This is a genomic window from Spirillospora sp. NPDC049024, from assembly GCF_040649235.1.
Taxonomy (GTDB): domain Bacteria; phylum Actinomycetota; class Actinomycetes; order Streptosporangiales; family Streptosporangiaceae; genus Spirillospora.
The window spans coordinates 155073-172474 of the sequence record NZ_JBEZFD010000011.1 but is presented as its reverse complement, the minus strand read 5'-3'; the positions used below and the strand labels follow the sequence as shown (position 1 = coordinate 172474).

Here is a 17402-nt window from a genome sequence, read left to right as displayed (position 1 = left end):
GCCGGAGCACCTGCCGGGGATCCCGCGGCGGCGGGGATCATATCGGTCCCGGGAGGGTTGTGCGCACCGACCGGCCGGGCGCGGCGGGACGGCCCGATCCGGCTGCCGGAACACCGAACCGGACGCATCAGTGAAACGTCTGAACTAACGCGATATCGTGCCCGCCTGAGGTTGGGGGCGGGCCCCCTGCGGGGGTCAGCCCGGCGATCGCCGGCAGGGGACCCCCGCGAGCGGGTCCGGCGCACAATGTCGCAGACATCACTGCGGGTCAATGGAGGGTCAGATGCCGGATGCCGCTCCGCTGGAGCCGGGCGATCCTAGGGCACTCGGACGGTACGAGGTCATTGGACGACTGGGCGCCGGGGGCCAGGGCGCCGTCTTCCTGGGCAAGGCGCCCAACGGGGAGTACGTCGCCGTCAAGCTGCTGCACGCGCAGATGGCGAACGATCCCGCCGCGCGCGCCCGGTTCACCCGCGAGGTGGCGGCGGCGCAGAAGGTCGAGCCCTTCTGCACGGCGCGGGTCCTGGAGGCCGACGTCCAGGGCGACCAGCCCTACGTCGTCAGCGAGTTCATCGACGGGCCGTCCCTGCACGACGTGGTCGCGCACGACGGACCGCGGAGCGCGGCGGAACTGGAGCGGCTCGCGATCGGCACGGTGACCGCGCTCGCGGCCATCCACGAGGCCGGGATCGTGCACCGCGACTTCAAGCCGAACAACGTCATGCTGGCCGCGGACGGCCCGCGCGTCGTCGACTTCGGCATCGCGCGGACGGTCAACTCGCAGGAGAGCGCCGTCACCGCGACGGGCATGGTGGTGGGCACGCCGGGCTACCTCGCGCCCGAGCAGCTCACCGGCGCGCCCCTGACCCCGGCGGTCGACATCTTCGCCTGGGGCGCGACCATGGTGTTCGCCGCCACCGGGCAGTCGCCGTTCGAGGCCGAGACGCTGCCGGTCATCATCAACCGGATCCTCAACGAGGAGCCCGACCTGTCGGCGCTTCCCCCGGGCCCGGTGCGCGACCTGGTCGGGCGCTGCCTGTCCAAGGACGCCGGCCTGCGCCCCCCGGCGGCGCAGCTGCTGCTGAACCTGCTCGGCCACGTCGGCGCCGCGCCCGCGAACCAGGGCGCCGGGCAGGAGGACCTGCTCAACCAGGGCACCCGGATCGCCTCGCAGCTTCCGCCGCCGCCCCCGGTGCCGCCGGCGCCGCGGCCCCAGCCGCAGCAGCAGCCGATCACCCCGCCGCCGATGCCGCTGCACCAGGGCGGGATGGGCGGCCCGGCCACGCCGCCGCCGCAGCCGATCACGCCGCCGCCGATGGCGATGTACCAGGGCGGGGCGATGCCGCCGCAGACGCCGCCGCCGCCGATGCAGATGCCGCCCGGCCCGCCGGGCCCGCAGTACGGGCCGCCGCCGAAGCAGTCCAGCTCCGCCGGGCCGATCATCGCGATCGGCTGCGGCGCGCTCGCGCTGATCGTGATCCTGGTGGTCGTGGTGCTCGCCATCATCGGCGCCAACAGCGACGACGACCCGCCGACGCCGACCTACTCGCCGCCGAACACCTACACGCCGAGCGAGACGCCGACCACGAGCACCACGGGCGGGCTGCTCGGGAACTTCACCGGCGACGGCAACCAGCCGAACGCCGGGTCGGGCCACACCCGGTTCAACGTCAAGTTCTCCCTGCTCTACTCCAGCGGCGTCGCGACGTACAGCTACCCGTCCGGCGCGCAGGACAACTGCTACACCCGGCTCTCGCTGCTGTCCGGCGACGAGAACAGCTCGAAGATCGAGTACCGGGAGACGCCGATGGCGGGGATGGACCCGAAGGAGTGCGCGTCCGGGTACGTCACGTTCATCCCGTCCTCCAGCACCACGATGCGGTGGGAGTGGCGCCAGCTCCAGTCCGAGACGACCGCGACCGCGTACGGGACCGTGTCCAAGTCATGACCGGGACCTCCAGGTCGATGTCCGAGATCTCCAAGGCATGACCGGGGTCGCCCCCCTCCGCGAGGGCGACCCCTCCCGGCTCGGCGCGTACCGGCTGACCGGCCTCCTCGGCGAGGGCGGGCAGGGCGCCGTCTACCTCGGGGAGGACGAACCGGGCCACCGGGTCGCCGTGAAGCTGCTGCACGCGCGCTTCAGCGGCGACCCGAAGGCCCGCTCGCGGTTCGCGGCCGAGGTCGCGGTCGCCAAGCGGGTGTCCGCGTTCTGCACGGCCCGCGTCCTGGACTCCGACGTCGACGGCGACCGCCCCTACATCGTCAGCGAGTACATCGACGGGCCGGCGCTGTCGCGGGTGCTGGCGCAGGACGGCCCGCGGCGCGGCGCCGACCTGGACCGGCTGGCGATCGGGACGATGACGGCGCTCGCCGCGATCCACCAGGCGGGGGTCGTGCACCGCGACTTCAAGCCCGCCAACGTGCTGCTCGCGCCGGACGGCCCGCGGGTGATCGACTTCGGCATCGCGCGGGCGCTGGACGCCACCGGGACCATGTCGAGCACCGCGGTCGGCACGCCCGCCTACATGGCGCCGGAGCAGATCTCCGGGGCGCGGGTAGGACCGGCCGCCGACGTGTTCGCGTGGGGCGCCACGATGGTCTACGCGGCGAGCGGGCGGCCGGCGTTCGGGCAGGACTCGATCCCCGCGGTGATGCACCGCATCCTGAACATGGCGCCCGACCTCGGCGAGCTTCCCGACCCGCTGCGCGGCATCGTGGCCAACTGCCTCAGCAAGGACCCGGCACTGCGCCCCGCCTCCCAGCAGGTCCTCGCGCACCTGCTGGCGCTGGCCGGAAGCCTGCCCCAGCCCGTCGGTCCGCGCGGCGGCGAGGACGCCGTGATGCTCACCCAGGGCGCCCGGACGGCGGCCGCCGAGTCCGCACGGCTGCGGACGCAGACGCCGCCGCCGGTCCCGACGCCTTTCCAGGCCGGGCCCTCCATGCCGCAGACGCCGCCGCCCATGCCCGGCCCGACGTGGCCCTCCCCCGCTCCACCGCTCAACGGGAACACGCCCCCGACGTGGGCGTCCGTCTCCGCGCCGGGAGTCGACTTCACCAAGCCGTCCGGCACCCGCAGGAAGCCCGGCATCGGCGTCCTCGCCGGTGTCGGCGGCGCCGTGCTGGCCGTGCTGACGCTCGCCGCCGCCGTGGCTTGGGTCCAGTTCCGCGGGGACGACCGCCCCAGCGCGGTGGACGACGGCGGACGGATCGGCGGGACGCTGCCGGTCATGATGGCGTCGCCGGGCACCGCGAACGGCGAGATCGACCCGTCCCACGCCGTCGCCGGCACCGAGCGGTTCCTCACCAAGCAGCTGTTCACGGGCCTCACCGAGGTCGGCGCCGACGGCGTCGCGCGCAACCGGCTCGCCACGGCGGTCAAGCCGGACGCGCGGTGCGGGACGTGGAGCATCACGATCAAGGGCGGGACGACCTTCAGCGACGGCCAGCCGGTCGACGCGGAGGCGTTCGCGCGCGGCTGGGCGCGCAGCGCGGCGGAGAAGACCGGCGCCGCGCCCTACCTGATGAACGACATCGAGGGGTACGCCTCGGTGGCGGGCGCCGGGAGCGGAGAGCTGCCCGGCGTCAAGGCGATCTCGGCGACATCGCTGGTGGTCACGCTCACCACCCCCAACTGCGACTTCGCGGCCCGGCTGTCCGAACCGGCGTTCATGCCCGCTCCGCAGACGGCGGGCAAGCCCGACGACGCGGCGTTCAACACCCGTCCGATCGGCAACGGCCCGTTCAAGGTGCAGGACTACCGCAAGGACGCGTCGGTCTCCCTCGTCCGCAACGACAGATGGGCGTTCGGCAGGACCAGGCTGGACGGCGTGACCGTGACGCTGAACGGCGACACGACCAAGAACCAGGCCTCCTACGCGGCCGGGCGGGCCGACTGGTACGCGGTCGGCACCGAGGAGATGGCGTCGGTGCCGAGGACGGGTCTGGCCTCCGGTCCCCTGCCGTTCACCCGGATGCTCGTACCGATCACCGCCCGGGGTCCGATGGCGTCGAAGGACGCGCGGCAGGCCGTCTCCTACGCCCTCGACCGGAGCAAGCTCAGCACGGCACTCGGCGGCTTCTCCAAGCCCGCGCACGGCATCGTCCCGGTGTCCGTCCCCGGATTCGGCAAGCCGGGCGTCTGCCCGTCCTGCGATGGGACGGACCCGGAGAAGGCGAAGACGCTGGCCGCCCGGGCGGGGCTGCGGCCCGGGACGGCCATCCGGCTCTACTACCGCGAGTCGCCCGTCGACCGGCGGCTCGCCGCGGTCGTGGGCGCACAACTGAGGTCGGTGCTCGGCCTGCGGGTCGAGGAGAAGCGCTACCCCATCACCGAGTTCACGAAGTACCGCGGCGACGTCATGTCCAAGGACGCGTCCGGGCTGGCCTTCCTGCCCTACGGCCCCGACTATCCGGGCGCCTACACGATGCTGTGGCCGCTTCTGGGCGGTGTCCAGAGCACCGACACGGGGTTCTACAACCTGGGCAAATGGAGTAGCGCCTCCTTCAACAGGACGGTCTCCCAAGCGCTCACGACCGCGGCGCCGGCCGAGCGCACGGCCCTGTTCCGGCAGGCCGAGAAGACGGCGCTGGACGACATGGCCCTCATCCCGCTCCTGAACGACGCCCGGGTCGCCGTGGTCCGGCCCGGCAGGTACCTCAAGCTGGGGGTGGACTACGACGGCGACCCGACCGCGGCCGCCGCCGCGCTGAAGTAGCCGCGGCGGCGCCGCGCTCAGGTGGCCGCGCTCACGCGGCGGGCGGGAGCCGGACGGTGACGATCAGCCCGCCGCCCGGCCGCGGCACCGCGTAGACGGCGCCGCGGTGCGCCAGCACCACCGAGCGGACGATCGACAGGCCGAGCCCCGCGCCCTTGGAGGACTCGACGCGGTCGGCGTTCAGCCGCCGGAACGGCTCGAACAGCCGCTCCACCTCGTAGGCGGGAACGACGGGCCCGGTGTTCTCGACCTGGACGGTGGCGTAGCCCTCCAGCATGCCGGTCCGGATCCACAGCTCGCCGCCGTCCTCGACGTTGTGCTTGATCGCGTTCTCGACGAGGTTGGACACCAGGTGCTCCAGCAGCACCGGGTCGCCGAGCGCCGTCCCGGACGTCAACTCGGGGTGGACGGCCACGTCGTTGTCGTGGTCGCGGCGCGCCGACTGCTCCAGCACCGCCGCCGCCACCTCCGCCAGGTCGACCGGCGTGCGGGCGGTCAGCTCCCGCTCGCTGCGGGCGAGCAGCAGCAGCCCCTCGATGAGCCGCTCGTGCCGGGCGTTGGTCGCCAGCAGCGTCCGGCCGACGGCGCGCAGGTCGTCGGAGGCCTCCGGGTCGCCGAGCGCCACCTCCAGCAGCGTCCGGTTGATCGCGAGCGGGGTGCGCAGCTCGTGCGAGGCGTTGGCGACGAACCGGCGCTGGGTGTCGAACGCCTGCCCGAGCCGCTCCAGCATCGCGTCGAACGTGTCGGCCAGCTCCTTGATCTCGTCGTCCGGGCCCTCCAGCGCTATCCGCTCGTGCAGCGTGCTCTCCGACAGCCGGCGCGCGGTGGTGGTGACCCGCTGCAGGGGGCTGAGGGCGCGGTCGGCGACGAACCAGCCGAGCACCAGGGTGATGACGCCCACCCCGCCGAGCGCGAGCAGCGACCGCCCGACGAGCTGCCGCATCGTCTGCTCGACGAACTGGCGCTGCAGCTCGGCCGACTCCTCGGCGGAGATGCCGAGGCCGATCACCTTGACGTTGCCGAGGATGTTGGCCATCAGCACCGACATCACGAACAGCAGCAGCGCGCCCGCCATGAAGAACAGCAGCCCGTAGAGCAGGGTGAGCCGCAGCCGCACGCTCATCCGGCCGGGCAGCACGGGCACCTGGCCGAACGGCCCGGCGCCCTCGCCGCGCCACATGCCCTTCGCGGCCGGGTACGGCTGGGGGACCTGCTGCGGGCCGGGGCGCCTCCACCGGCCGCCGCGCCGGGCCCCGGCGTCGCCGGCCTCGCCGGCCACGGCCGTCACGGACGCCGGCTGCGCGGCCCGCGCGCCGTCCCCCGCGGGCGGGTTCGGGCGGGCGCCGTCGTCCTGCGGCCCGCCCGGACGGTTCTGGGGTGCGGTCTCCTCGGTCACAGCCGGTATCCCACTCCCGGCACGGTCTCGATCACCGGGGGGTCGCCGAGCTTCTTGCGCAGCGTCATCATCGTGACCCGGACCACGTTGGTGAACGGGTCGATGTGCTCGTCCCACGCCTTCTCCAGCAGGTGCTCGGAGCTGACGACGGCGCCGTCGGCGCTCAGCAGCACCTCCAGCACCGCGAACTCCTTGCGGGTGAGCTCCACGGGGCGGCCGTCGCGCGAGACCTCGCGGCGGGCCGGGTCGAGGGTGATCCCGGCGCGCTCCAGCACGGGCGGCAGCGGCGCGGCGGCGCGCCGGCCGAGGGCCCGCACCCGGGCGATCAGCTCGGCGAACGCGAACGGCTTGGCCAGGTAGTCGTCGGCGCCGATGGACAGCCCCTCGACCCGGTCGTCCAGCTCCCCCGCCGCCGTCAGCATGATGATCCGCGCCGGGTAGCGCTGCGCCACGAGCTGCTTGCAGACGTCGTCGCCGTGCACCTTGGGCAGGTCGCGGTCCAGCACGATCACGTCGTACTCGTTGACCCCCGTGCGCTCCAGCGCGCCCGCCCCGTCGTAGGCCACGTCCACGGCCAGCGTCTGCCGGCGCAGGCCGGTGGCGATCGCGTCGGCGAGCACGCGCTCGTCCTCGACGACTAGAACACGCAAGGGTCCCCCTTCTGGTCGGGGCACGGGCGGCCCCGTGGTTCGAGAATGCACGTGGTTCGAGCATGCACGCGGTCCAAGCATGCACGCGCTCCGCGCGTGCGTGCGCCACCGCGTCCGGCCGTTCACCGTGCCCGCTTCAGATATGCCATGGAAGCCGTAAGACGCCCGTAAGCAGGTGTTCCTCTTCTGGTACGCCAGATCGTGATCTCACCGACGCAAGAATCCGCGAAAATTGCACCGGCGGACAGGTTTGACTCAAGCCTAGGCCTGGGTAGGCATGGGCACGATCCGGGAGGAGGCCCATGGGCGAGTTGTCACGCATGATCCAGCAGCGGCTCGACGACGCGTACGCGTCGCTGCGGAGCGCCCACGCGGATGGTGACACCTACATGGCGGACATTCGCCAGGAGGAGATCGACGACCTGCGCCGGATCGCAGCGAACAACGACATCGGCGTCGAACCGCCCCGCTGCGACTGACCCGCCGTCGCAAGGCGCTGTCCGTGACGGGGAGCCCGGGGCCCGGTCCCGCGCTCCCCGTTTCGGTGTCCGCCCCTGTCTCGGTGCCCGCCCGTCCTCGCCGGTCCCGGCCCTCGCCGGGCGCCGTCCCGCGTCAGTCCCTGGTCGGGTCGAGGGGGGCCAGCAGGTCGTGCAGCGCCTCGAAGGTGCCCGGTCCGGCGGCGATGGTCAGCTCGGGGCCCGGGGCCGCGCCGTGCAGGCCCTCGACGCGCCCGCCCGCCTCCCGGACGATCAGCCCGCCGGCCGCGATGTCCCAGGCCTGGACGCCGCGCTCGTAGTAGGCGTCCGCCCGCCCGGCGGCGAGGGAGCACAGGTCCACGCAGCACGACCCGCCCCGGCGGATGTCGCGGATGTTCGGCAGCACCCCGGTGAGGACCTCCGCCTGCCGCGCCCGCCGTCCCGCGTCGTAGCCGAACCCGGTGGACACGAGCGCCCTGCCGAGCGGCACGTCCGCGTTGACGCGGAGCTCGCGCGCGCCCGACCTGGTGTGCTGCAGGGCGCCGCCGCCGCGCACAGCCGTGTAGGTCTCGCCGCGGCGCGGGATCTCCACCACCCCGGCGACGGCCTCGCCGTCGACCTCGGCGGCGATGCTCACCGCCCAGTCGGGCAGGTCGTAGAGGTAGTTCACGGTCCCGTCGATCGGGTCGACCACCCAGCGCACGCCGCTCGCGCCGTCCTGAGTGCCGCCCTCCTCGCCGAGGAAGCCGTCGCCGGGCCGCACCGCCCTGATCCGCTCGATGATCAGCCGTTCGGCGGCCCGGTCCATCTGGGTGACGACGTCGGTGGGCGACGACTTGGTCTGGACGACGTCCGGGCCGCCGGCGGGGCGCTTGTCGACCAGCATCCGGCCCGCCTCGCGGGCGGTCGCCGCGGCGAGCTCCAGCAGCTCGTCGGCCAGGCTCATGAGACCTCTTCGAGAAGGTGGCGGGGAAGGGAGGCGAAGCGCGGGTCGCTTCCGGGCGTGGCGGCGCGCACGAACGCGAGCCCGAGCTCGGAGGCCCGCTCCGCGGCCTCGACGTCGAGGTCGTACTTGACCTCCATGTGGTCGGAGACGAACCCGATCGGCACCACCGCGACGGCGCGGACGCCCTGCCCGTGGAGGCCGTCCAGGTGGTCGGTGATCTGCGGGTCCAGCCACGGCTGGCTCGGGGGCCCGCTGCGGCTCTGGTACACGAGATCCCAGGGCGCCCCGGGGGCCGCCCGCTCCGCGACCGTCTGCGCGGCCGTGTGCAGCTCGGCGGTGTAGAGCTCCTGGTTGGGCTGGGACAGGGGCACGCTGTGGGCGGTGAAGACCAGCCGCGCGCCTCCGGGCAGGCGGCTCAGCGCGTCCTTGGCCGCGTCCACGAACGGATCGATGAAACCGGGCCGGTCCGCGTAGACGGGGAGCTTGTCGATCTCGGGGGCGCCCGGGACCTCCTCGCGGGCGCGCGCGATGTCGGCGAGGTACTGGTCGTTCGTCGAGTAGCCGCTGTAGGCGGACGTGACGAACGCGGCCGCGCGCCGGATCCCGTCCTCCTTCATCTGCCGGACGGTGTCGGCGAGGTAGGGGGTCCAGTTCCGGTTGCCCCAGTACACCGGCAGGTCCACGCCGTGGGCGGCGAAGTCGGCCTCGATCGCGGCCTTGAGGTCGCGGCACTGCTGGTTGATCGGGCTGACCCCGCCGAACAGGAAGTAGTGCTCCCCCACCTCCTCGAGGCGCTCCTTGGGGATGTTGCGGCCCCTGGTGACGTTCTCCAGGAACGGGACGACCTCTTCGGGCCCCTCCGGCCCTCCGAAGGACAGCAGTAGCAATGCGTCGTACGACGTCATGCGTCCATCCAATCAGCCACGGCCGCGATCACCCGCCAGGGGTGGTCACTCGTAGCGCGCCGAGTAGGCGTTCGCCAGATTGAGGACCTTCTGGACGTACCAGTCGGCGTGGTTGTACTGCCAGACGGCCCGGTAGAGCTGCTTCCCGCCGCGGCCCGCCCCGTTGGCGCACAGGTACTTGGCCGCTCCGGGGATGGCGTCGTAGGGGTTCGTGATGTCGGCCTTGCCGTCGCCGTCGCCGTCCACCCCGTACGCCTTCCAGGTGGAGGGCAGGAACTGCATCGGGCCGAGCGCGCCCGCGCTGGAGCGGCCGGCGTTGCGCCCGTGGTCGCTCTCGACCTGGCCGATCGCCGCGAGGACCGTCCAGGACAGGCCGCGGCAGCTCTTGGCCGCCTGCTTGTAGAGGTCCAGGTAGCTGCCGGGCCGGCCGCCGTCGGCGGGCGCCTGGTACTTGGTGTCGTGCAGGTTCAGGACGCTCGTGCCCGGGCCGAGGATCTTGGTCACGGCCTGGACGACCTTGCCGGGGCTCACCCCCGGCGCGTTGACGAGGACCGCCACGTTCGGGACGAGCCCCATCTCCTCGCCGGACTTCCTGCTGACGAGCATGTCGATGCCGGGCAGGCCGAGCGGCCCGGAGCCGCCCATGGTCAGCCTCGGCATCGTCCGCGCCACCACCGGGTACTGGTAGCCGCGGTTGAGCTGGAGCTGCTGGGCGGCGGCGGGCGACACGACGAACTGGTTCCCGGCCAGGGCCGCCCACAGGTCGGTCTTCTTCGCCGTCCCGGGCGGCGTCCAGGAGCGGAACGCCGAGGGGTCCACGGCGAACGCGTTCACCTGGCGGCCCTGGAGCTGGACGGCGCCGCCCGCGACCGCCGCCACGTCCCTGACCTTGCCGAGCTTCGCGATCCGGGCGATCTTGGCGGCGGGGATCGAGCCGGTGCCGACGGCGAGCACGTCCGGCGGCACCACGCGGCGCAGCGGCGCGACCTGGCCGCCGGTGGCCACGTTGACCGGGTCGCCCGGCCGCACGCTGGGCGGCGCCGCCTCTTGCGGGTCGGTCTTGCCGGGCTTCTCCGTCTTCGTGGTCAGCGCCGCGTAGACGCCGCCGGAGGTGCTGGCGACGGCCAGGACCGCGATGCCGCCGATGAGGAACGGCAGCGCCCGGCCGCCCCGCCGCTGCGGTGCGTTCTTCCCCCGCGGATCCCGCTTCTTCTTCTCGGGCCGCGGCCTCGGCGGGCGGGCGGCGGGCGCCTCGCCGCCGCCGGGCGCGCCGGTGCGCGGAGCTGAAGGAGGAGCCACAACATTTCCCCACGAGTGTCGCTACGGACGGTTGACCTGCTGTGGTTACCGGATCGTACGGTATCGCCGACTCTGTGCCCCCGATCGGGCTCCCGAAAAATGTGAACTTTCCTCACGATCGATTCGTGAGTAGAGTCACCGCATGTCCCCAGCGACCAACCAGAAGTGGCAGAACTGGGCGGGAAACCAGCAGGCCGCGCCGCACCGCGCCGCCACGCCGGGCAGCGCCGACGAGGTGGCCGCCGCCGTCCGCTCGGCCGCCGACGACGGCCTCACCATCCGCATGACCGGCACCGGGCACTCCTTCACCGGAGCGGCCGTCGCCGAGGGCGTCCTGCTCCGCCCCACCGCGCTCACCGCGGTCCGCTCCGTCGACACCGCGACGGGCCTCGTCACCGTCGAGGCGGGGCTGCCGCTGCACGCGCTCAACCGCGTCCTGGAGGAGCACGGTCTCGCGCTGGCCAACATGGGCGACATCCAGGAGCAGACCGTCGCGGGCGCGCTGCAGACCGCCACGCACGGCACCGGGCGCGACGCCGCCGGGCTCGCCTCCCAGGTCGCGGCCCTGGAACTCGTCCTGGCCGACGGCGCCCTGGTCACCTGCTCGCACGAGGAGCGTCCCGACCTGTTCGCCGCGGCCCTCGCCGGGCTCGGCGCGCTCGGCGTCGTCACCGCCATCACCTGGCGGACCGTCCCGGCGTTCCTGCTGCAGGCGCAGGAGGCGCCGATGAAGTGGGACGAGGTGCTCGCGCGCGTGGACGAGTTCGACGCCGCCAACGAGCACTTCGAGTTCTACTGGTTCCCCCACACCGAGGGCTGCCTGACCAAGCGCAACAACCGCGTCGAGGGGCCCGCGCAGCCGCTGTCCAAGTTCAAGCACTGGATGGACGACCAGTTCCTGTCGAACACGGTCTTCGGAGCCGTCAACAAGGTGACGCACCGAGCGCCCGCCACGGCGCCGTTCGTGAACGGCATCTCCGCCAAGGCGCTCGGGGCCCGCACCTACAGCGACACCTCGTACAAGGTCTTCACCAGCCCCCGGACGGTCCGCTTCAAGGAGCAGGAGTACGCGATCCCGCGCGAGGAGCTCGTGCCCGCGCTGCGCGAACTGCGCTCCCTGTTCGCCAAGCGGGACTGGCGGATCAGCTTCCCCATCGAGGTCCGGCTGCTTCCCTCCGAGGACGCCTGGCTGTCGATGGCGCACGGGCGCAGGAGCGCGTTCATCGCCGTGCACGTCTACCACCGCGACCCGCACGAGGACTACTTCCGCGGCGTCGAGGACCTCCTGACCGGGTTCGACGGCCGCCCGCACTGGGGCAAGCTCCACACCCGCGACGCCGCCTACCTGGAGAAGGCGTATCCCAGGTTCGGCGACTTCCGCGCCCTGCGCGACGAGCTGGATCCCGACCGCCGCTTCGCCAACCCCTACACGAGGCAGGTCTTCGGCGACTAGTCGCCGGGGGTGGTGCCGCCCTGCGGGTCGGGGACGCCCTGGCCGCCGTCCTGCGGGCCCTGGGTGGTCGTGGGCGCCTGCGGGGTCGTCGGCGCCGTCGTCGGCGCGGTCGTGGGCGCCTGGGTCGGCTGCTCGGTGGGCTCCGACGTCCCAGGGGACGGGGAGCTCGGGCCGCCGGAGGGCGTCTCACCCGTGGGCGTGCCGCTCGGCGAGGTGCCGGGCTCCTCTGTGGTGCCGCCGGAGGGCGCCTGCGACGGCGTGTCGGCCGGCTGCCCGCTCCCCCCGCCGTCGAAGACCTTGGTGACGGTCAGGCCCTTGCCGCTCGCGCCGCCGACGGGCTTGCCGGTGCCCGCCTCGTAGATCGTGATCCCGCCGAGGACCACGGCGAACACCGCCGCCGAGGAGACCACCAGCGTCACCCAGTGCGCCTTGGCCCACTCGACCGTGCTCTGCCACGCCGAGCGGCGGACGACCTGGCGCACCGCGTCCTCGCCGGCCTCCTCCGCGAGCGAGGCGGCGACCGTCTGCACCGGGTCCAGGCGCGTGGCGCCCGGATCTCCGCCGGGATCGAGCCGCGTGGCGTTCGGGTCGCCGCCGAGGGCCACCGGGTCGAGCCGCGTCGCGTTCGGGTCGCCGGACCACACCGCCGTGCGGGTCGGGTCGGAGCTCCTCGCCTCGTCCGCGGCCCCCTCGGCCGCGTCCCGGCGCCGGACCGCCGCCTGCAGGTGCGTCAGCTCCTTGATCTGCGCCCGGCCCTGGTCGAGGTAGTGCTTGCCCACGGCCGACCCCGCCGTGGAGATGACGCTCATCAGCGCCGCACCGATGATCGTCCCGTACACGCCCAGGTAGGACGCTCCCAGCGCGGCGACCGCCGTCGCCGCCGCACTCGCGATCAGCTGCGTCGTACTCACATCCGGCAGCTTGCGCGGCATCGCCTGACTCACCCCTTTCCTGTTGTTCCCTCTCGCCACGGACACCCCGAAGAGAAACCGATCGGGAGCACGCGGGTGTTCCTGCCCACGACGTGACGCTCGCAACGTCGGATCCGCGGGGCGTTCACGAGCCCGTCAGGAACGGTGTGGAAAAGGATGGACAAGAATCGCGCAGAGCGCCCCCTCGCCGGTCGCGGCACCGGCAAGCTTGGGCAGGTGCCCTCTTCGACCTCGTGAAGAGGGCTTCGAGAGCGGCGATGTTCGGACATGCCGGGTACGGTGCTGGCAGCAGGTGTGTCCGAAAGAGAGACTCGGGAACCCGGGGGAAGGGCACGCATGCGCCCTCGGTGGGCATCGGACGGCCGACCGGTGAGAGCACGGTCGCGCGGTCCGGCGTCCTCCGTGCCGTCTGGACAGGGCAGGAAGGACACGCATGCAGGAGCTGCGCCTCGTCGCGGTCAGCGAGGACGGTACGTACCTCGTCCTGGCCACCGCGGGCCGAGGCACCCGGTTCACCCTGCCCGTCGACGACCGGCTCCGCGCCGCGGTCCGTGGGCACTTCTCCCGCCTCGGCCAGTTCGAGATCGAAGTGGAGAGTCCCTTGCGCCCCAAGGAGATCCAGGCCCGCATCCGGTCCGGGGAGACCGCGGAGGAGATCGCCGAGTCGGCGGGCATCCCGGTCGAACGCGTCCGCTGGTTCGAGGGTCCGGTCCTGCAGGAACGCGAATACATGGCCCAGCAGGCGCAGCGCGTCGCCGTCCGCCGTCCCGGCGAGTCGACCCCGGGCCCGCCGCTCGGCGAGACCGTCGAGGAGCGCCTCGGCCGCGGCGGCGTCGACCTGGAAGAGGTCGAGTGGGACTCCTGGAAGTGCGAGGACAACACCTGGCGCGTCCGGCTGTCCTTCTTCGAGGGCGGCCGCCCGCACGCCGCCGAGTGGACGTTCGACCCGCGCCGCCGGCACGTCTCCCCGCTCGACGAGGTCGCCGCCCGGCTCACCTCCGTCGAGTGGGACGACGACGCGCTCTCCGACACCGTCACCCCGCTCGTCCCGCGCCGTCCCGCGATGAAGGTCGTCTCCAGCGACCGCGACACCGCGCCCTACGGCCGCGACACCGCGCCCTACGGCCGCGACACCGTGTCCCACGGCCGCGAAACCGTGTCCCAGGACCGCGGCATCGCGCCCGGCGGCCGCGAGTTCACCGCCCGGGGCCTGCCCGCCGAGCCGGAGCAGCCGGGGGCCCCCGAGCCGCTGCGCGCGGCGGAGCCCCGCGCGTACATCGTCGAGCGCGGCCGCATGGTCGATCCCCGGCCCGCTTTCCGCGAGGCGTCCGAGACGCCGTCGCTGCGCGAGGCCACGCAGCCCGGCCGGCCCGCGCACGGCCACGAGGCGTCTCGTCCCGGCCCGCCGGCCGAGGAGGCGGGTCAGGACGCGCCCTCCGCCGAGACGCCCGCCGACGAGGCCGTCACGCCCGTCCAGAGCGAGGAGCCGCGCGACGCCGCCGGGGCGGCGGAGCCCGCCGAGGCCACCGCATCCGCCGAGGGGCACGACGAGAGCGCGGCCGCCTTGGGGCACGAGACCGCCGAGCCCGGCGAGGCCGCCGAGGCGGTCGCCGAGAGCACCGCCGATGAGGCCGCCGCCGAAGAGGCACTGCCCGCCGAGGACGTCCAGCAGCGGGAAGACGAGGCCGCCGCCTCCGAGGAGACCGAAGCGCTCGACGCGGAGGGCCCCGGAGAGGCTCGCGAAGAGGAGCACGCTTCCGCGGAACCGGCGGAGACGGATCTCCCGGAGCAGGCGCCCGAGGCACGCGACGACCACGAGGCCGACGAAGCGCACAAGGCAGACGAAGCGCACAAGGCAGACGCCACGCCCGAGACGGACGACGCACCGGAGGCCGCGGCGTCCGCCGCGCCCGCCGAGCCGGTCGAGGCCACGCCGGAGCCGCCTGCCCCGGCCGGGCCCGCCGAGGCCCCGCAGGCGCCGCCCGCCGCCCGGCCCCGGGTCGAGGCCGACGCGCCGCGCGCCCCCGAGGAGGAGCGGAAGGCCGCGCCGGTCCGCAAGCCCGCTCCGCCCCGCGAGCCCGCCGCCGAGAGCAAGCCCGCCGCGCCGCAGCGGCAGCCCGCGCGGCCGCCCGCCAAGAAGAAGCCGGCGGGCCGGCCCGCCATGCCCGCCGCTCAGGACAAGCCGGCCACCGGCTCGCCCGCCGCCGCCGCGGCGGCCGGGGAGTCCCCCGCCGCGCAGCGTCCGGCCCGGCGGCGCAAGGCGAAGGGCAAGCGCGCCTCCGTCCCGTCCTGGGACGAGATCATGTTCGGTGCCCGCCGGCCCGAATAGGCTCGGCGTCGGCACCGGGCGTCCCGTCCAGGAACGGGGTCAGCCACTCGGGCGTGATGGCGGCGGCGAGCGCCACGGCGTCGTCCTCGGACATGTCGGTCGCCGAGCAGCCGCCGTCGCCCGCGCCCACGGCGGCGAAGAGGGTGGCGAGGCCGAGCCTGCGCTGGAAGAGCGTCTGGCGCATCCGCCAGCCGATGACGGCCGAGTGCTCGACGACGACCTGGCGGCGGCGCAGTGAGCCCGACCGCACCGTGAGGCGCTCCCCGTCGGTGGCGTGGCCGAGCTGGCGGTAGCGGTCCAGGCCCAGCGGCACCGCGAGGACGGCCGGGACCGCGCACGCGCAGGCGACCCAGGGCTGTCCCGCGAGGACGGCGAGCACGCCGACGCCGACCGGAGCCGCCATCGCGCGGACGACGCGGCGGCTCCGCGCGGCCGGCGGGTGGGCGGTCAGCGGCCCCGGGACGTTCCCGACGACGCGCGCGGCGAGGGCCTCGGCGGCGGACCGCGGCGCGGCGGGCATCAGCCGCCCCCGCTGGGCGGCGTCCCCGAGCCCGGTGATGAGGGCGCCGAGGCGGGTCACGCCCGCCGCCCGCTCGAACGGGTTGTCGGCGAGCTCGACGCCCCGGAGGCGGCGGCGTTCGAGGGAGACGCTGCGGCGGGTGACGAGGCCGCGCTCGGCGACGACCGACCCGTCCCGCTCGTGGACGGTGAAGTCCCAGTTGAAGAGGGTGAAGGCGATCACCGACATGACGGGCATCGCGATCAGCGTCAGGATGATCAGCGCGAGGACCAGGGCGGTGGGGAGCCCCACCACGTCGTGTCCCAGGCTCTCCACGCGCTCCCGCGTGATGAGGCCGAGGTCGTCGCCGAGGTTGTAGACGGTGCCGAGGAGGCTGCCCGCCAGCGCGAAGGGCGTGAGCAGGTAGGCGCCGCTGAGCGGGGCGTACAGGTACCAGCGCCGGCGCATGCGGCCGAGCACGCGCCGCGGCGGTACCTCGGCGTCGCGCGCCAGCAGGACGCCGCGCAGCCGCTCCGCCTCGGCGCGGGAGACCGCATTCAGCTCCGCCTCCCCGCCGTCCGCGCCGGCGTCGATCTGCACGACCGCCAGCCCGAGCAGCCGGTGCGGGAGGGACGCGCTGATGTCCACGCCCCGGATCCGGTCGCGCGGGATGCTCTTGACCGACCGGCCGATGAGCGCGCGCCGGAACTCGATCCGGTCGTCGTGCAGGACGTAGGTGAACGTCACCCAGTTCGCGACGTGGAAGACAAGGCCGAAGGCCAGCCCCACGAGCGTGAAGTAGAACGCCGTGGACAGCCCGCCCACGAGCAGGCCCGTCGCACCGGCGGCCAGCAGGGCGATGAGCTCGCGGACCGCGCCGACGACGAAGGTGAGCGGGTGCAGGCGTGCGGTCACGTCGCGTCGTCGCGGAGGTCGTGCGCGCGGTGCGCGAGGTCTTCGGCGAGCCGCGTCGCCACGTCCACGGGCAGGCCGGAGACCTCTGAGGAGCCGGCGTGGGAGGCGGTGTTCACCTCGATGGTGGCCAGGCCCAGCATCCGTTCGATCAGGCCCTGCTTGCTGTCGACGGTCTGGATGCGCCCGACGGGCACCAGCAGCCACTCGCGGCTGAACCAGCCGGTGCGGGTGTAGACGACGTCGGCGCTGACCTCCCAGCGGTGGACGCGGTACCGCCACACGGGCGCGACCGCGACCATGAGCAGCCCCGCGCCGCCGACGATGTAGGGCAGCCAGCCGATCCGGCCGGTCAGCCAGCCGGGCGGCGCGTCCCAGCCGGCGTCGCCGACCCAGGCGGCCACGCCGAGGGCGAGACCGAACGCGAGGCCCCACAGCAGCAGGTACTCGATGGCCCAGTGCGCGATGGCGCGGGGCGAGACCCGGTGCTCGGGCGGCCGCAGCCGCGGCGGGTGCGGCCCCCCGCCGTCCCTCCGGCGACCGCGCCGCACCGACGTCACACCGCGAGTCTAGAACCCCGGGGGTGCCCTTTCGCCGTGCCGCGGGCCGGGAACGGCCAGGGAACAGGCGGCACGATTCCCGGCGCGGCGACGTTTCTGTCAGTAGCGCGTGCGAGATTGTCGGGAGAGCAAGGAGATCCGCTGCGCAGAAGATCGTCGGCATCGCGGGTTTGTCAGTGGGGCATGCGAGGTTTGTGGCGTGGTTCACGCCGCCGGCCGTGCTGTGCCCGGGCGGCGGGAAATTCGGATGCACCTGACCCGGACTCCGTCTACTTTTGCTGGCTCCCCGGCCGCGGGGGGCACCGGCGTCCGGCAACCGAGTCCTAGGAG

Annotated in this window: 13 protein-coding genes; 5 read left to right on the top strand and 8 right to left on the bottom strand. The window is 73.9% G+C overall.

Going from position 1 to position 17402, the window contains the following annotated elements:
- Positions 1 to 283: 283 nt before the first annotated feature.
- Together AB0C21_RS21770 and AB0C21_RS21765 are read left to right on the top strand one after the other, a co-directional pair.
- Entirely contained in the window at positions 284 to 1948 is a 1665-nt protein-coding gene (locus tag AB0C21_RS21770; protein WP_500206422.1) for a serine/threonine protein kinase, read from the top strand.
- Positions 1949 to 1985: 37 nt separating this feature from the next.
- Positions 1986 to 4715, top strand: coding sequence for an ABC transporter substrate-binding protein (locus AB0C21_RS21765; protein ID WP_500206421.1), 2730 nt, complete (start codon positions 1986 to 1988; stop codon positions 4713 to 4715).
- Positions 4716 to 4746: 31 nt separating this feature from the next.
- On the opposite strand, the gene AB0C21_RS21760 is transcribed toward AB0C21_RS21765, so the two are convergent.
- Together AB0C21_RS21760 and AB0C21_RS21755 are read right to left on the bottom strand one after the other, a co-directional pair.
- Complete coding sequence (locus AB0C21_RS21760; protein WP_500206638.1) at positions 4747 to 6003, bottom strand: sensor histidine kinase; 1257 nt, start codon at positions 6001 to 6003, stop codon at positions 4747 to 4749.
- A gap of 104 nt (positions 6004 to 6107) precedes the next feature.
- A complete protein-coding gene (locus AB0C21_RS21755; RefSeq protein ID WP_500206419.1) occupies positions 6108 to 6761 on the bottom strand; it encodes a response regulator transcription factor in 654 nt (217 codons plus the stop codon).
- Positions 6762 to 7063: 302 nt separating this feature from the next.
- Here AB0C21_RS21755 and AB0C21_RS21750 point away from each other — a divergent pair, with 302 nt between their 5' ends.
- On the top strand, positions 7064 to 7240 hold the full coding sequence (locus AB0C21_RS21750) for a hypothetical protein (protein ID WP_500206417.1): 177 nt from the start codon (positions 7064 to 7066) through the stop codon (positions 7238 to 7240).
- 133 nt (positions 7241 to 7373) lie between these two features.
- Here AB0C21_RS21750 and AB0C21_RS21745 read toward each other — a convergent pair whose 3' ends face one another.
- From AB0C21_RS21745 to AB0C21_RS21735, 3 genes are read right to left on the bottom strand one after another with little or no spacing between them, the layout of a single operon-like run.
- On the bottom strand, positions 7374 to 8183 hold the full coding sequence (locus AB0C21_RS21745) for an inositol monophosphatase family protein (RefSeq protein WP_500206415.1): 810 nt from the start codon (positions 8181 to 8183) through the stop codon (positions 7374 to 7376).
- On the bottom strand, positions 8180 to 9088 hold the full coding sequence (locus AB0C21_RS21740; protein WP_500206413.1) for a ferrochelatase: 909 nt from the start codon (positions 9086 to 9088) through the stop codon (positions 8180 to 8182). Before AB0C21_RS21740 ends, AB0C21_RS21745 begins: the two co-directional genes overlap by 4 nt.
- 45 nt (positions 9089 to 9133) lie before the next feature.
- On the bottom strand, positions 9134 to 10387 hold the full coding sequence (locus AB0C21_RS21735) for a lytic transglycosylase domain-containing protein (RefSeq protein WP_500206411.1): 1254 nt from the start codon (positions 10385 to 10387) through the stop codon (positions 9134 to 9136).
- Positions 10388 to 10529: 142 nt separating this feature from the next.
- Between AB0C21_RS21735 and AB0C21_RS21730 the strand changes: the two genes are divergently transcribed.
- Positions 10530 to 11840 carry a D-arabinono-1,4-lactone oxidase gene (locus AB0C21_RS21730; RefSeq protein ID WP_500206409.1) on the top strand — a complete coding sequence of 437 codons (1311 nt, stop codon included), beginning with the start codon at positions 10530 to 10532 and terminating at the stop codon, positions 11838 to 11840.
- On the opposite strand, the gene AB0C21_RS21725 is transcribed toward AB0C21_RS21730, so the two are convergent.
- Entirely contained in the window at positions 11837 to 12751 is a 915-nt protein-coding gene (locus AB0C21_RS21725; RefSeq protein ID WP_500206408.1) for a hypothetical protein, read from the bottom strand. The genes AB0C21_RS21730 and AB0C21_RS21725 overlap by 4 nt on opposite strands.
- 454 nt (positions 12752 to 13205) lie before the next feature.
- Here AB0C21_RS21725 and sepH point away from each other — a divergent pair, with 454 nt between their 5' ends.
- On the top strand, positions 13206 to 15101 hold the full coding sequence (gene sepH / locus AB0C21_RS21720) for a septation protein SepH (protein ID WP_500206406.1): 1896 nt from the start codon (positions 13206 to 13208) through the stop codon (positions 15099 to 15101).
- Here the strand turns inward: sepH and AB0C21_RS21715 are convergent.
- Positions 15073 to 16515, bottom strand: coding sequence for a PH domain-containing protein (locus AB0C21_RS21715; RefSeq protein ID WP_500206404.1), 1443 nt, complete (start codon positions 16513 to 16515; stop codon positions 15073 to 15075). The genes sepH and AB0C21_RS21715 overlap by 29 nt on opposite strands.
- A complete protein-coding gene (locus AB0C21_RS21710) occupies positions 16512 to 17072 on the bottom strand; it encodes a PH domain-containing protein (RefSeq protein WP_353819902.1) in 561 nt (186 codons plus the stop codon). The genes AB0C21_RS21715 and AB0C21_RS21710 overlap by 4 nt, the downstream gene beginning before the upstream one ends.
- Positions 17073 to 17402 lie beyond the last annotated feature (330 nt).

What these genes read in the sequence shown, in the direction of transcription:
- AB0C21_RS21770 (WP_500206422.1), top strand. Translation starts at nt 284, where the DNA reads ATGCCGGATGCCGCTCCGCTGGAGCCGGGCGATCCTAGGGCACTCGGA.
- AB0C21_RS21765 (WP_500206421.1), top strand. Translation starts at nt 1,986, where the DNA reads ATGACCGGGGTCGCCCCCCTCCGCGAGGGCGACCCCTCCCGGCTCGGC.
- AB0C21_RS21750 (WP_500206417.1), top strand. Translation starts at nt 7,064, where the DNA reads ATGGGCGAGTTGTCACGCATGATCCAGCAGCGGCTCGACGACGCGTAC.
- AB0C21_RS21745 (WP_500206415.1), bottom strand. Translation starts at nt 8,183, where the DNA reads ATGAGCCTGGCCGACGAGCTGCTGGAGCTCGCCGCGGCGACCGCCCGC.
- AB0C21_RS21740 (WP_500206413.1), bottom strand. Translation starts at nt 9,088, where the DNA reads ATGACGTCGTACGACGCATTGCTACTGCTGTCCTTCGGAGGGCCGGAG.
- AB0C21_RS21730 (WP_500206409.1), top strand. Translation starts at nt 10,530, where the DNA reads ATGTCCCCAGCGACCAACCAGAAGTGGCAGAACTGGGCGGGAAACCAG.
- sepH (WP_500206406.1), top strand. Translation starts at nt 13,206, where the DNA reads ATGCAGGAGCTGCGCCTCGTCGCGGTCAGCGAGGACGGTACGTACCTC.